This window comes from Rhizobium lentis, from assembly GCF_014200175.1.
Taxonomy (GTDB): Bacteria; Pseudomonadota; Alphaproteobacteria; order Rhizobiales; family Rhizobiaceae; genus Rhizobium; species Rhizobium mulingense.
Genome location: NZ_JACHBD010000002.1, coordinates 418849 through 432740, shown reverse-complemented (window position 1 = coordinate 432740; position 13892 = coordinate 418849). Strand labels below are relative to the sequence as shown.

Genomic DNA, 13892 nt, shown 5'->3' with positions numbered 1-13892 from the left:
TGTTCGTCCTCAAATCAGTTACATCTGCATCTTTGTGACTTCGAGAAAGGCCGAGACGATCTTGTCGCGGATGGCAATCGCAGTCTGCAGCGTCTGCTCGGCCTGGAGCATGGAATCGACGACTTCGCGGGTCGTCGCCGTGCCCTTGATGCCGGCAAAGGACATGCTTTCGGCGCCCTTCAGGCTGTTGACAGCCTCGGTCGCCATGTTGCCCATGACGGATGCGAAGCTCATACCGTTGGCCGCACCCGCGGTGCCCGGCATGGTCGTTGCTGACGCTGAGGCGGAATTTTCGGTGTCGACGGCGCCGAGCGCACGAGTCATCGAAAGGTTGCTGACATTCTGGACGCTGCTGATCATTTATTATTGGCTCTTCAGAAGATCGATCGTGGACGAAATGAGGTCGCGGGTCTGCTTGATGGTCTGCAGGTTGGCGTCGTAGGAGCGGTTGGCTTCACGCATGTCTGCCATCTCGACCAGGATGTTGACGTTCGGCAGCTTGACGACGCCCTTCCGGTCCGCAGCCGGGTTGCTGGGGTCGAATTCGGTGCTGAAATCACCTTCGTCGACGCCGACCTTCTTGACGTTGACCATCTCGACGCCGCTCGCGCGGTCCATCTGCTGGCCGAAGGTAATCGTCTTGCGACGATAGGGGTCGGCGCCGGGCGTGTCGCCGGTCGAACGGGCGTTGGCGATGTTTTCCGAGACGATGCGTAGACGCGTCGATTGCGCCTCGAGCCCCGAACCGGCAATTTTCATAGCGGCGGAAAGCGGATCCATGACAATTACTTCCTGACGGTCATCAGCATCATGCGGTTGAAGGAGCTGACCAGCGAGGTGTTCAGATCGTACTGGCGTTTGATGTCGCCCGACTTTGAAAGCTCCTCGGCCAGTCCGACGGTGTTGCCGGATTCCTGAATGCCGATCTCCTGGTCGAGCGCGGCGTCCTTGACGTCGATATCGCCGCTGACGCTGAAATCGTTGCCGCTCAGATGCGCCGGATTGGTGCGCGCCATGGTGATGTCGGACCTGTCCAGGACGGCGTCAAACGGCGTGACGTCCTTGGCGCGAAATTTCGGGGTATTGGCATTCGCGATATTGCCGGCAACAACCTGCTGACGGATCGTCAGCCATTCCGCCTGTCGCGAAGCCAAGTCGAAAAGTTGGATCGGTTGCATGAGAACTCTCCGTTTTTACTAGCCCGAACCTAGTGCGGTAATCTTGCGTGGGACTTACCGGAAATCGGGCTTGGAGGCGCTTTCGACGAGGTCGCACAAGAGGGGGCCGCATAAGAGAAAGGGCTCCCGCCGGTCTGTGGCGGAGCCCCTGTTGCCTTCGGCCTTTGAAGCGGTTCAGTCGTTCTTGTAGATCTCACCCTTGGAGGTGATGATCACCCACTTGCCGTCCCGCTGCTCCAGCGTCGCAAGACGGCTTTCGTCGGGCAGGACCGAGCCGATGCGCACGACATACATGCCCGAGGGATCCTCGATCAGCGCCCGGCCGTTGGAGACATGCAGCAGACGGAAGGAAGACTTGCCAGGGAAAGGCTGATCTTCCAGCATGTCGCCGCCTTCACGCGCCTTGCCGAGATCGGAGACCGTTGCCGTTGTCAGCGGATCGACCGTCGGAACCTTCTTGGCCGCCTCGTTCTTGTTGACCATGGCCAGCGGCGAGACGCTGAATACGTTGCGGGCCGGCCAATCCGGCAGTTCGCGCGAATTGCTGCTGGCGGCGACATTGATGCCGAACTTGTCGGCGTTGAAGAAGACGTACCAGGGGAAAAAGGCCGAAGCGCCGGCAAGCGCCAGGCCGGTGTAGGTGAGAAACCGATCCAGCATGGCGCCCTTCCTGCGCTGCTTCAGCGAAGCGATGCGTTCGTCGTCGAATTCAGCCACGCCTATCTCCTTTGGATGGGTGCGCCCTGATTGCCCATGCCGGCTGCGGCCTTCAGCGCGCCGGCGAGATCAGCAAAGGCGTCGACCGACTCACGATCGCCCGGCGCCTGTTTCAGGACGTCGTAAATGATGGGGACCTGCTTCACCGCCATGTCGAGATCGGGATCGGCGCCCTGGCGGTAACCGCCGATCAGGCGCAGGTCTCGCGTCTCCTCAAAGCGGTGGATCAACACTTTCAGCCGCGACACGAGCTTTTCCTGGTCCGGCGTCCAAGCCTTACGGGCAAGACGCGAGATCGAGGCGAGCGGATCGATTGGCGGATAACGCCCTTCTTCGGCGAGGCTGCGCTGCAGGACGATATGGCCGTCGAGGATGCCGCGCGTCGAGTCGGCGATCGGGTCGTTATGATTGTCGCCGTCGACGAGGATCGAGATGATCGCGGTGATCGTGCCTGCATCCTCGGGGCCTGGACCGGCGCGTTCGAGCAGGCGCGGCAGTTCGGTGAAGACCGAGGCGGGATAGCCGCGCGCGATCGGCGGCTCACCGGAGGCGGTTGCCACCTCGCGGATCGCGTGGGCGAAACGGGTAACACTGTCGACGATGAAGAGGACGTTCTCGCCCTTGTCGCGGAAGTGCTCGGCAATGGTGATTGCTGTCAGCGGTGCCATCTTGCGCAGCATCGGGCTCTCGTCGCTGGTCGCGACGACGGCGATCGCCTTCTTCATATTGCTGCCGAGTGTATCCTCGATGAATTCGCGCACCTCGCGGCCGCGTTCGCCGACGAGCGCGATGACGACCTTGTCGAAGGCATCGGCGCGGGCGAGCATGGACAAAAGCGTCGACTTGCCGACGCCGGATCCGGCGAAAATGCCGAGGCGCTGCCCGAGGCAGAGCGGCGAGAAGATATCGATCGCGCGCACGCCGGTCTTGAAGCCGGTCCCGACGCGCTGGCGGGTCATCGACGGCGGCGCGGTGTTGGAGATGGAGCGGCGATCGAGGCCCTCGACGATCGGACCCAGCCCGTCGATCGGCTCGCAGAGCGAGTTGAGTGTGCGCCCGCACCAGCTGTCGGACGGCGAAATACGGAAGGCACCCTTGCGGATGACGGTATCATGGATGCCGATCGGCTCGCCGGGTTCGATCGGGCAGACGTAGATCAGCTCCGGCTCGACACGAACGACCTCGCCGAGATGGACGCCGGAGGCGGATTTATGCGCCACGAACTCGCCGAGACGAACATGGCGGGAAAGACCGCGAACGGTGTAGTGGCCGGCGGCAATGGTCTGCACGCGGCCGCCATGGGCAACCGCGAACTCGGGCGATGCATATTGCTCGACGAGACCCGCCAGATACGCCAGCTTCGGGGAAAGGCCGTACTCGGACAGCAGCGTGCTCATGCTTCAATCCCACCCGAAAACGCGACGCATTTTCGGTCTTTGTTCTTATGCATGTCGTCCTCCCCAAACCGCCGCACACTTTTGGGCGAAAGGCATTAGCGGCTGCCCCCGAGCGTCTGGACGGCTTGCTTGAACGAATCCTCGCTGTCGCGCATCAGCGACGAGATGCTTTCAAAGGCGCGGTTGACTTCGATCAGCTGGGTGATCTCGCGCATGGCATTGACGTTGGAGTTTTCCAGATAACCCTGCTCGACGCCGACATTGAAGTGGTCCACCACGGCGCGCGGCTGATCGGTGGTCATGATGCCGCTGTTTTCGTAGCGCAGATAACCCTTGCTGATATCGGCCTCGAACAGCCCGAGCGATCCGACCTGCCGGCCTGACTGATAGATGACGCCGTCGGCGCCGACCGCCGGCTCGCCGGCTTTCGTATCGAGCTGGATCGGCGCGCCGCCAGCGTCGAGAACCGGATATCCCCGGATCGAGACGAGCTCGCCGGTTTCTTTCAGGGTGAAGCGGCCGTCCCGCGTCAGCACACGCCCGGCCGGCGTGTCGAGTGCAAACCAGGCATCGCCCTTGACGGCGAAATCGAGCATGTTGCCGGTGTGTTGCAGTTCGCCGTTCTGCTCGTTGAGATAATCATTGCCCTGGGAGACGAAGGCAACCTTCGTGTTCAGCTTGTTCTTGGTGGCCGCCACCATCTCGTCGAACTTCACCTCGGTGGCGCGAAAACCGGTCGTGTTCACGTTGGCCATGTTGTCCGCGATGGTGTTCAGGCGCTTTTCGAGCGCCATCTGCGACGACAGAGAAACGTAAAGACCGGATTGCATGTCGGAAAGCTCCAAGCATTGGCGATGAACGGAACGAAAAGCCGGGCGCCGTCTGATCTGGTTTCGGCCGGAATTTCGCTGAGGCGGCATCTCAGAAACGGGCGCGAACGCCCATTCGTCTCCTTCAGATTGACGGCAGATGCTTGCGCGAAGCTGGCACGCTGAAATGCCGGCATGCGGCCTTTTCATCAGCCTCACGCAAGGCAGAAACCCTATCCGTCTCAAAGAAAAGCAACGTTCAGATTGGGCTGACGATGAACATCATTATCGGATTTATAGTGACCTGCGGCTGTATCGTCGGCAGCTTCATGGCGATGGGCGGCCACGTGGAGGCTCTGTTCCAGCCCTTCGAATTCGTCATCATCGGCGGCGCGGGTCTCGGCAGCTTCATCATGGCAAACCCGATGAAGGTGGTGAAGGATTCCGGCAAAGCGCTCGGGGAAGCTTTCAAGCACGCCGTGCCGAAGGAGCGCAATTATCTCGACACGCTGGGCGTGCTCTATTCGCTGATGCGCGACCTGCGCACCAAGTCGCGAAACGAAATCGAAGCCCATATCGATAATCCGGGCGAATCGGCGATCTTCCAGCAAGCGCCCACGGTTTTGAAGAACAAGGAACTGACGGCCTTCATCTGCGATTACGTCCGCCTGATCATCATCGGCAACGCGCGCAGCCACGAAATCGAGGCGCTGATGGATGAAGAGCTCAACACCATCATGCACGACAAGATGAAGCCCTACCACGCGATCCAGATCATGGGCGACTCTTTCCCGGCGATCGGTATCGTCGCGGCCGTTCTCGGCGTCATCAAGGCGATGGCCCACATCAACGATTCGCCCGAAGTGCTCGGCCACCTGATCGGCTCGGCGCTGGTCGGCACCTTCCTCGGCATTCTGTTGTCCTACTGCCTTTGCTCGCCGCTGGTCTCCCAGATCAAGGTCGTCCGCAACAAGCAGCATCGCCTCTACGTCATCGTGAAGCAGACCCTGCTTGCCTATATGAACGGCTCGGTACCGCAGGTCGCTCTCGAATACGGCCGCAAGACGATCTCGGCCTACGAGCGTCCGTCCATTGACGCCGTCGAACAGGAAATGATGAACCCAGGCGGCGAGAACAAGGCGGCTTAAATGACGAGCAATGCTTCGCACCACAACCCGGCAATGGATCCTGCGCTTCTCGCCAAGCTGACCGGCGGGCTCGGCGACAGAGGCAGGGTTTCCAAGATCTGCAGCTCCTTCGGAGAGGTTTACAGCGAATTCTTTCCCGATGTCATCAAAAGCGAAACCGGTCTCGACGTAACGGTCAACTATCTCGGCTGCGAGATCGGATACAAGAACCACCTGATCGATGATCTCAGCGCGAACGTGACGCTCGTCGACATGATGCTGCGCAACTGGTCGCAGAACGTCACGCTTGCCTGCGGCAATGGTTTCGTCATCACGCTAATGGAACACCTGCTCGGCGCCACCGCCGATACGATCGAGGAACCGGCCGACCGGCTGCTCTCGATCATCGAACTCGATCTGGCGGTCATGGTCTTCGACAAGATCGCCAAGGTGCTGCGCTCGGCGGTCAACGCGCCGGGCGGTTTCGAACCGAGCCTTTCGGCCCCGCACGCCCATGACACGCGCCCCCGGCCGGCGGAAGACAAGCCGGATGAATTCGCCGCCGCCATCAGCATGTCGATCACGCTCGCCGGCATCGTTTCGGAATTCTCGTTGATCGTTCCGCAAACGGCGCTGCTGAAGACCAAGGTAACGCCGCCGAAGCCGAAGCGTCAGGCCGGTGGCGCCTCTCCGGAATGGACCGAACAGCTCGGCGATCAGGTCCGCCGGTCGCATGTCACGCTTGAGGCCAGAATCAGGCTGCAGGACCTGACGCTGCGCACGATATCGAAGCTGATGGTCGGCGACGTCATCCCCTTCCGCGACACCGGCGAGGTACGCGTCGAGGTCAGCGCCAACAGCAAGGAATTATATATCTGCGAGTTTGGCCGTTCAGGCGAAAATTACATGGTACGCGTCAAGGATACGGTGAACTCGGATGACGAACTCATCCGTCATTTGATGAAATAATCGGTTCTCTGGCTTTTGGGCTGCAAAGGCAGTTTGAGGCAAGTTTCAACTGGAATAGTGATTTCATGGCTACGAAGAAAACACAGCAGAACAGCGACCTCTCCCTGGATGTGCCTGGCAGCGAAGCGGATCTCGACCAGGCGATCGACGATCTGCGCGGCGTGCTGAAGCAGGATGCCGATGGCGACCTGTCGCAGTTTGGCGGCGACCTGGAGAATGATGCCTTCGGAGCAGGAACGGATCTGGCGGCCTTTGGCGGCGAGATTTCGGATTCCCCTTTCGGCGGCGACGATTTCGGCGGCGATTTCGGCGCTGGCAATGCCAGCCCGGCTGCAGGCATGGATTTCGGCGGCAGCTCTTCGTTCGAGGCGGCGCCGGCGCCGCTCGGCAGCGCGCTGACTTCGAACTTTGAACTGATCATGGACATTCCGGTCGACGTCCAGATCATGCTCGGCACCAGCCGGATGCAGGTTTCCGGCCTGATGAATCTCAACGAAGGAGCGACGATCGCTCTCGACAAGAAAATCGGCGAACCTGTCGAGATCATGGTGAACGGCCGCAGGATTGCACGCGGCGAGATCACGGTGCTTGATAATGACGACACCCGGTTCGGCGTGAAACTGATAGAAGTTTTGAGTACAAAAAAAGCCTGATCCCTGTGGGGACGGAGAGGTTAGACCATGATGGACTTTGACGATTTCGGCGGCGCGCTAGCCGGGAAACCGTTGACCCAGGCTGAAAAGGCGGCGGCGGTCCTTCTCGCCATGGGAAAGGGCGTTGCCGGCCGGCTGTTGAAATATTTCACCCAGGCCGAGCTGCAGACTATTATCGCATCTGCCCAGTCGCTGCGCGCCATTCCGCCGGACGAACTGCTGTCGCTCGTCTCCGAGTTCGAGGACCTCTTCACCGAGGGCGCCGGACTGATGGACAATGCCAAGGCGATCGAGGCCATTCTGGAAGAAGGCCTGACGCCGGACGAGGTTGACAGCCTGCTCGGCCGCCGCACGGCCTTCCAGGCCTACGAGACCTCGATCTGGGATCGCCTCAGCGAGGCGGAGCCGGCATTCGTCGCGCAGTTCCTGCTGCGCGAACATCCGCAGACCGTCGCCTACATCCTTTCGATGATGCCCTCCTCCTTCGGCGCCAAGGTGCTCCTGCAGCTTCCCGACAACCGTCGCGCCGACATCATGAACCGCACGGTCAACATGAAGGCCGTCAGCCCGAAGGCTGCGCAGATCATCGAAAACCAGGTGATGACGCTGCTTGCCGAAGTCGAGGCGGAACGCAACGCAGCCGGCTCGACGAAGGTCGCCGATCTCATGAACGAGCTCGACAAACCGCAGGTCGACACGCTGCTCACCTCGCTCGAATCGATCAGCCGCGAATCGGTCAACAAGGTCCGGCCGAAGATCTTCCTCTTCGAGGACCTGATGTATATGCCGCAGCGCAGCCGCGTGCTGCTGCTTAACGACATTTCGACCGACGTGCTCACCGTCGCGCTGCGCGGCTCGCCGGCCGAGATCCGCGAATCGGTTCTCTCCGCCATCAGCCCGCGCCAGCGCCGCATGATCGAATCGGATCTGCAGAGCGGCATGGGCGGGGTCAATCCGCGCGAGATCGCCATTGCCCGGCGCGCCGTGGCACAGGAAGCGATTCGCCTGGCCAACTCAGGCCAGATCGAGCTCAAGGAGAAGGAAGGCGACGCTTCGGCAGCGGCCTGATCTTGCGAGACTGTTGACAAATCCGGCCGCCTAAAAGGCGGCGGTTGATCGCCGTGCAACAGGCGACTACCCTTCATCGATAGGCCGCGCTCTATAGCGTGTCGCAGAAAACCCGGTTTTCACGACGCGCTACAGCTCTTTGTTTTGATGCATGTCGTCATCCCAAAACCGCTGCCCTTGGGTGGCATGCATTCGCTGCGGCCTGTTTCTTTGACGGAGGGCCGCGACTTGGCAGACGATGACAAGGACAGCAAAACAGAAGCCCCGACCGCGAAAAAGCAAAGCGATGCCGCGGAAAAGGGCAATGTGCCGTTTTCGCGCGAGCTGTCGATCTTCGCGACCATCCTTGCCACCTTCATTTATCTGGTGTTCTTCCTTCCCGAAAGCGTTGGGCGCATGAGCGAAATGCTGCGCGATATCTTCGAGCAGCCCGATCAATGGAAGATCGAAACGGGGCCGGATGTCCTGGCGCTCTTCGTGCGGCTCGGCTGGGCATTCGCTGCGCTGCTGGCGCCTGCCTTCATCCTGCTCATGGTCTTCGGCATCGCCTCGTCGATCTTCCAGAACCTACCGACACCTGTGCTGGAACGCATCAGGCCGCAGGCCTCGCGCATTTCACCGATCAAGGGCTGGTCACGGCTCTTCAGCCTGCCCGGCCTCGTCGAGTTCGGAAAGTCGCTGTTCAAGGTTGTTGTCGTCGGGGTGATTCTGTTCTTCGTGCTGAGGAGCGAATATTTCGGCTCGATCGACGCGATGTTCTCCGATCCGCAGACCATCCTCGTCAGGATGATGACGGCGATGCGCAAGATCATCGTCGTCATGCTGGTCGCCACCGCGATCGTGGCGATCGCCGATCTTTTCTGGACGCGCCATCACTGGTTCACCGAACTCAAGATGACGCGCCACGAAGTGAAGGAAGAAAACAAGCAGGCGCAGGGTGATCCCTTCGTCAAAAGCCGCCAGCGCTCGCTGATGCGCGACCGCGCGCGCCGGCGCATGATCGCCAACGTGCACCGCGCAACGCTCGTCATCGCCAACCCGACGCACTACGCCGTGGCGCTGCGTTACGCGCGTGAGGAGAACGACGCTCCGGTGGTGCTGGCGAAGGGCCAGGACCTCATTGCGCTGAAGATCAGAGAGATCGCCGAGCAGAACGGCATCCCGGTGTTCGAAGATCCGCCACTTGCACGCTCCATGTTTGCGCAAGTCTCGGTCGATAGTGTCATACCGTCAGTCTTCTATAAGGCCGTTGCGGAGCTCATACACAGGGTCTACGCCGCAGACGCCAAGAACAAACGGGTAAGATAAGCCGAATGAAAAAATGCCCTCACTCTGCCCAGCGTGAAAAGATCCTCGCAGACGCGATCAGCCCGGTCGCCACTGAACTGCGCCTTCTGGATGCCTCTGACCTTATTTCACTGCTGCGCTTCGAGTATTACGGCAATCTGGCCGATCTCGTCGCTTCGGCCGCGGAGCTTTTCTTTCATCCGGGCACGGTCAATTTCGGCCTGGGCGGAAACTATACCCTGGAATGGGGCGGCAAGCCGGAAGTCGTTCTCGACCTGGAAATCAAGCCGCGCGGCGTCACCGTCTATGCCCAGCTCACCCTTGCCGAGGACCATGCCGGCATCGAAATCAATCACATCGCCTTCCAGAATCCCTCTCCCGACCCCGACGAGAATACCGTCTTCCTGGAAAGGAGCCTTCGGCAAGCCCGCTACAGCGTGAAACCACCGCGCGCATTCGCCAGCTGATCGCCCCCAATCAATCAAGCCTTTGCGCCGTCTTTCGTGAAAGGCGGCGGGGGTTGCCTCAGCTGATGTAGCCGAGCCGGATCGCCTTGGCGATCGCCTGGATGCGGTTGACGGAATCGAGCTTGATCGTCGCCGAGCCGAGATAGGCGTTGACCGTGTGCACGGACAGGCCGAGCTTTTCGGCGATCTCTTCGCTGATGCGACCATCGCCGGCAAGCTGAAGACAGGCGATTTCGCGCTCGCTCAGCGCCTCGGCGGCGCCCGTGCGGCGTTCGTCGAGCGAGAGCAGGTCCATCATGATATGGCAGCAGCGGCCGTGCAGCTCGACGATCATGTCGCTCGAAGGATCGATATCATCACCGGTAAACAGGATGAAGCCATTGCCGACGGCGCCGAGCCGCACCGGAAAGGCAAGACCTGAAAAAGGCAGGATGCCGTCCTTCAGACGCGTCATGAACGGCGCGAAGTCGGCGGGGCCGGGGGCCGCCCGGTCGTGAGCACCGGCCCATGAAAGCGGCAGCAGCGACTTTTCGATATGATCGAGAAGGATATCGCCATAGGCATCCGTGAAGGCCTTGCCGAAACCGGCATTGGAAGATCCCCAGTTCTCGAGTTCGCAGACGAGGCGCTGCTTTGCCGGCAGGCCGGAGCCGCTGACGCGATAGATCGCGAAGCCTTGAGCATCGGCGAGTTTCTGCATCGCGATCAGCCGCGGAAAAAGATCGGACCGGCTGGAAATCCTGTTCACCCGCACCATGCGCAGCGGATCGGCGCCATTCATCAGCCTGCTTGATGGATGCCCCATGAATTCCCCTATACGAGATTGTTGCGGACCGCGAAGGCAATCGCCTCCGACCTGGTCTTGGTCGCCGTCTTGCGCATCACGCTGGTGATATAGTTGTTGATCGTGTTGCGGGAGATTCCGAGGATCATCGCGATCTCGTCGCTGGTCTTGCCCTCGGCGATCCAGAACAGGCATTCCAGCTCGCGGTCGGTCAGTTCGAAATCGCGGTCGACCCTGGCGCCGCCGCAGCGCAGGAAGCTCGCGACATAACCGGCAAGCAGGCCCACATCCCGCAGCCGCTCGGGCGACAGGATGAACCCTTCGCCGAACAGGAACATCAAGGCCAACCGCGAGCGGCCGACATTGAAGGTCAATGAACAATATTGGCGGCTGGCGCCCTCCGGCACGCCGGCGCTCTCAGGCAGCAGCGCAAAATTCGGCTGGAAGACCTGCATGCATTTTTCCAGCTCGGTGGAGCGGGCATAGCCGCTGACGAGATTGTTGGCGATGTCCTTGACGAGGTCGAAGGGCCAATCCGAGGAGACGACGAAATCGAGGCCGCTTTCCTGGATGAGATCACAACGCGCCAGCAGATAGTGCGAAGCGCCGACATATTCCGTTAGGGCGCGCAAACCGGACTGCAACCTGCCAGTCCCAGCGACGCTGTGCAGCCGCTGGATCAGCTCATCGCGCGGCAACAGAGCCGGCGCCACTGCGCTTGCGAAATTCATCTGTCTCTCGCCTTTGCTCGCCTGAAATATGTTCATATCCATTGGCAACGTCCTGCGGCTGAGAAACGATCACACCCGGTGCAACGACAGTTTTTCTGTAAAGGATTCAATTCATGTCTCGCGGGAATCCCATTTCGAATCACCCAAGGGTAAGCCAGCCGATGTAAAGTACCATCTCCGACTTCTAGGGATTTACTTTTGCCGCCGTACATGCCCTGATTCGAATGCCGATCATGCTCTCGAGACATGGTCGAGGCTACGGTGATTCTAGCTGTACCGCAACTTGATTCGCGTTTTACGCGAGTGGGCTCCGCAGCTTTATCCACCTCGCTGAACGCGTCCTACCGACCTTTGCCGGGACCGGCAAGCCCCTTACGGGAAAGCCTGGCACGAACATGAAAAAGGCCGGTTTCCCGGCCCTTCCTCATGCTGCCTCGTCGATTGCCCATTTCCGGAGGATTTTCGCGGCGCGCTCCTCGTTGATCTCGACCATGCGGGCGAGCTTTCGTTCCGGGCCTTCCTTGACACGGCGGTTGAAGTTGCCGTCGTCGTCGCCGAGGCTGAGCAGATCCTCGGTGCTGTCGAAGCCGAAGTCGGATCCGAAGCCGTCCATGAGAGCGCCTCCGGGCGCCCCTGCCGCCGGCGCGAAGTCCGGGAGCTCCAGCCCCGCCGCTTCCGGCGTGGCGTCGCCGAGAACCGCGCCTGCACCGTTGCCGCTGACGCTGCGGACCAACGGACGCAGGCCCATCCAGACCACCACGAAGGCGACCGCGACGAAGGCGAGCGAGTTGATGATGCCGGCGAGATTGCGGCTCAGCATGTCCATGACCCGGACACCGCCGGTGGCGTCTTCGAGCAGCTGATTTTCGAGGAAGTCCATGGCCGTGACGGTGACGACGTCGCCGCGCTTGGCGTCGATGCCGGCGGCCGAAGCGACGATCTTCTGCATTTCGGCGAGATAGGCGTCGACCTTGGCCTGATCGGCAGGCTCGCCGACCATCTTGGCGATGCGGCCCTTGTTGACGACCACGGCGATGGACAGCTTTTCGACTTTATAGCTGTTGCGGGTCGTCGCCGTCGTCTTGCTGTTGATTTCGTAATTGGTCTGCTCTTCGCGCTTGTCGGACTTGTCTTGCGATTCCGGGCCACTGGCGCCGCCGGCGTCGGGGGCTGCCTGCGGAATGTTCTGTTCGACCGTCGTCGCGTTGTCGGACTGCTTCTGCTGCGACTGCTGAGCTTCCTTCGTCGAGCGCACCGAGCGTTCGACTTTGGATTCTGGATCGTAGGTCGTTTCCTGGATCTGCTGGGCGTCGGTGTTCAAGTCGGCGGTGACGCTGGAGCGGAAGTTGTCCATGCCGAGGAACGGAGCCAGGGCCTTGTCGATGTTGGATTCGACTTCCTGCTGAACGTTCTGGACGATGTTAAGCGAGCGGTTCAGCGAGCTGTTGCTCGCCTCGTCGCCGGACGCGAGCAGTTGGCCGGCGGAATCGAGGATCGTCACGTCATCGACGTCGAGCCCCGGCACGGCCGAGGCGACGAGATGGCGGATCGAAGTCGCAGCGCCGCGCCCGGTGGCCGCACTGGCGCGAATCATCACGGAGGCCGTCGGTTTCTGTTCCGCCTTGCGGAAGTTCCCGACCTCCGGCATGACGATGTGGACGCGCGCGGCTGTTATGCCTGAGATCGACTGTATGGTGCGGGCGATTTCGCCTTCCAGTGCGCGAACCCGCGTCACTTCCTGCATGAAAGAGGTGAGGCCGAGCGAGCCGACATTGTCGAAGAGTTCGTAACCGGCATTGGCGCTATTCGGCAGGCCGCGCTCGGCAAGCATCAGGCGGGCCTTGCCCGTCATGCCCGCCGGAACGGTGATGCTGGCGCCATCCGTGCCGACCTGGAAATTGATGTTGGCTTCGGCAAGCGCCATGCTGATCTGGTTAAGATCGGGAGCGTCGAGACCGACGTAGAGCGTTTCCTGTGCCGGTTTGTTGACGAAAAGGGCAGCCGCAAGGATGATGGCGATGGAAACGGCGCCGACGCCACCCAGAATCATCAGGCGCGTCCGGCCCAGGGCAGCAAAGTTCTTAAAGATCTGAACTAATTGATTTAACAGATTCATTCTGTTCTCGCACGATCCGTCAAAGACAAAGCAGGCTTATTGCCTCATCTGACGAATAATCGGCGAAACTTGTGCGAGCGTTTCGTGGAGAGCGCGCGAGAGCGAAAGGCACAAGCCCGTCATGCAGCGATTTTGCGAGAACGACGTCGGTGAAACGAACGCCCAAGGCGGGAGAAGCGGCGCTGAAGGACGCGCGCGTTAGAAGAAATCGAAGTCGCCGGCCGCCTTGCTGAGCGGCTGGGAATGGCCGTGGCGGGTGGCGCCGCCCAGTGCCTTCTGCATCTCCGCCAGCTTGACGAGGCTGAGCGCGGTTGCGACGTCGACGGTCCAGCCGAGTGGGATTTCGCCGGTGATGGTGTCGATGAATTCGGCGAGGCCGCGCGATTTCTGCACCGCCAGATCGATACCCTGCATGACCTTCATGGCGTCAGGCGAATTCAGAACTTCGGCGCCGCCGAGGTCGAGAAGCTGCGGCTCGATGCGTTCGATCAAATAGGCGACATCGTGCAGTTCGGACACGATGCGCATCAGGATGTCGCTCAGCGCTTCCACAGGCGCGGGCGGCTCCATTACCGGAGTAAATGTCATA

Annotated in this window: 16 protein-coding genes; 6 read left to right on the top strand and 10 right to left on the bottom strand. The window is 60.8% G+C overall.

What is annotated here, in order from left to right; translation table 11 throughout:
* Positions 1 to 18 precede the first annotated feature (18 nt).
* From GGI60_RS07775 to flgF, 6 genes are all read right to left on the bottom strand, one after another.
* Positions 19 to 360, bottom strand: a complete 342-nt coding sequence (locus GGI60_RS07775) for a flagellar hook-basal body complex protein FliE (RefSeq protein WP_183914552.1) — start codon at positions 358 to 360, stop codon at positions 19 to 21.
* 3 nt (positions 361 to 363) lie between these two features.
* Positions 364 to 780: a flagellar basal body rod protein FlgC gene (gene flgC / locus GGI60_RS07770; protein ID WP_183914550.1), complete on the bottom strand. Its 417-nt coding sequence runs from the start codon at positions 778 to 780 to the stop codon at positions 364 to 366.
* 5 nt (positions 781 to 785) lie between these two features.
* Complete coding sequence (flgB, locus tag GGI60_RS07765) at positions 786 to 1178, bottom strand: flagellar basal body rod protein FlgB (protein WP_183914548.1); 393 nt, start codon at positions 1176 to 1178, stop codon at positions 786 to 788.
* A gap of 174 nt (positions 1179 to 1352) precedes the next feature.
* Positions 1353 to 1895, bottom strand: a complete 543-nt coding sequence (locus GGI60_RS07760) for a flagellar protein (RefSeq protein WP_183914546.1) — start codon at positions 1893 to 1895, stop codon at positions 1353 to 1355.
* Between the two features lie 2 nt (positions 1896 to 1897).
* Positions 1898 to 3292: a flagellar protein export ATPase FliI gene (fliI, locus tag GGI60_RS07755; protein ID WP_183914544.1), complete on the bottom strand. Its 1395-nt coding sequence runs from the start codon at positions 3290 to 3292 to the stop codon at positions 1898 to 1900.
* Between the two features lie 95 nt (positions 3293 to 3387).
* Positions 3388 to 4122: a flagellar basal-body rod protein FlgF gene (gene flgF, locus GGI60_RS07750; RefSeq protein ID WP_183914541.1), complete on the bottom strand. Its 735-nt coding sequence runs from the start codon at positions 4120 to 4122 to the stop codon at positions 3388 to 3390.
* Between the two features lie 254 nt (positions 4123 to 4376).
* Here flgF and motA point away from each other — a divergent pair, with 254 nt between their 5' ends.
* The 6 genes from motA to GGI60_RS07720 all read left to right on the top strand — a co-directional run bounded on the left by motA (position 4377) and on the right by GGI60_RS07720 (position 9672).
* Positions 4377 to 5249, top strand: a complete 873-nt coding sequence (motA, locus tag GGI60_RS07745) for a flagellar motor stator protein MotA (protein WP_183914539.1) — start codon at positions 4377 to 4379, stop codon at positions 5247 to 5249.
* Positions 5250 to 6197, top strand: coding sequence for a FliM/FliN family flagellar motor switch protein (locus tag GGI60_RS07740; protein WP_183914537.1), 948 nt, complete (start codon positions 5250 to 5252; stop codon positions 6195 to 6197).
* Between the two features lie 65 nt (positions 6198 to 6262).
* Entirely contained in the window at positions 6263 to 6850 is a 588-nt protein-coding gene (fliN, locus tag GGI60_RS07735) for a flagellar motor switch protein FliN (RefSeq protein ID WP_183914535.1), read from the top strand.
* Between the two features lie 27 nt (positions 6851 to 6877).
* On the top strand, positions 6878 to 7918 hold the full coding sequence (gene fliG, locus GGI60_RS07730) for a flagellar motor switch protein FliG (protein WP_183914533.1): 1041 nt from the start codon (positions 6878 to 6880) through the stop codon (positions 7916 to 7918).
* Positions 7919 to 8146: 228 nt separating this feature from the next.
* A complete protein-coding gene (gene flhB / locus GGI60_RS07725) occupies positions 8147 to 9226 on the top strand; it encodes a flagellar biosynthesis protein FlhB (RefSeq protein ID WP_183914531.1) in 1080 nt (359 codons plus the stop codon).
* 5 nt (positions 9227 to 9231) lie between these two features.
* Positions 9232 to 9672, top strand: a complete 441-nt coding sequence (locus tag GGI60_RS07720; protein ID WP_183914528.1) for a hypothetical protein — start codon at positions 9232 to 9234, stop codon at positions 9670 to 9672.
* A 58-nt stretch (positions 9673 to 9730) separates the two neighbouring features.
* Here GGI60_RS07720 and visR read toward each other — a convergent pair whose 3' ends face one another.
* The 4 genes from visR to GGI60_RS07700 form a co-directional block, all read right to left on the bottom strand.
* Entirely contained in the window at positions 9731 to 10477 is a 747-nt protein-coding gene (gene visR, locus GGI60_RS07715; RefSeq protein WP_183914526.1) for a transcriptional regulator VisR, read from the bottom strand.
* Positions 10478 to 10485: 8 nt separating this feature from the next.
* Positions 10486 to 11229: a transcriptional regulator VisN gene (gene visN, locus GGI60_RS07710; RefSeq protein WP_183914524.1), complete on the bottom strand. Its 744-nt coding sequence runs from the start codon at positions 11227 to 11229 to the stop codon at positions 10486 to 10488.
* Positions 11230 to 11611: 382 nt separating this feature from the next.
* Positions 11612 to 13303, bottom strand: a complete 1692-nt coding sequence (gene fliF, locus GGI60_RS07705) for a flagellar basal-body MS-ring/collar protein FliF (RefSeq protein WP_183914522.1) — start codon at positions 13301 to 13303, stop codon at positions 11612 to 11614.
* Positions 13304 to 13501: 198 nt separating this feature from the next.
* The gene (locus GGI60_RS07700) at positions 13502 to 13891 is read right to left on the bottom strand and encodes a hypothetical protein (RefSeq protein ID WP_097582510.1); all 390 of its coding nucleotides are present in this window, start codon (positions 13889 to 13891) and stop codon (positions 13502 to 13504) included.
* Between the last annotated feature and the right edge of the window lies 1 nt (position 13892).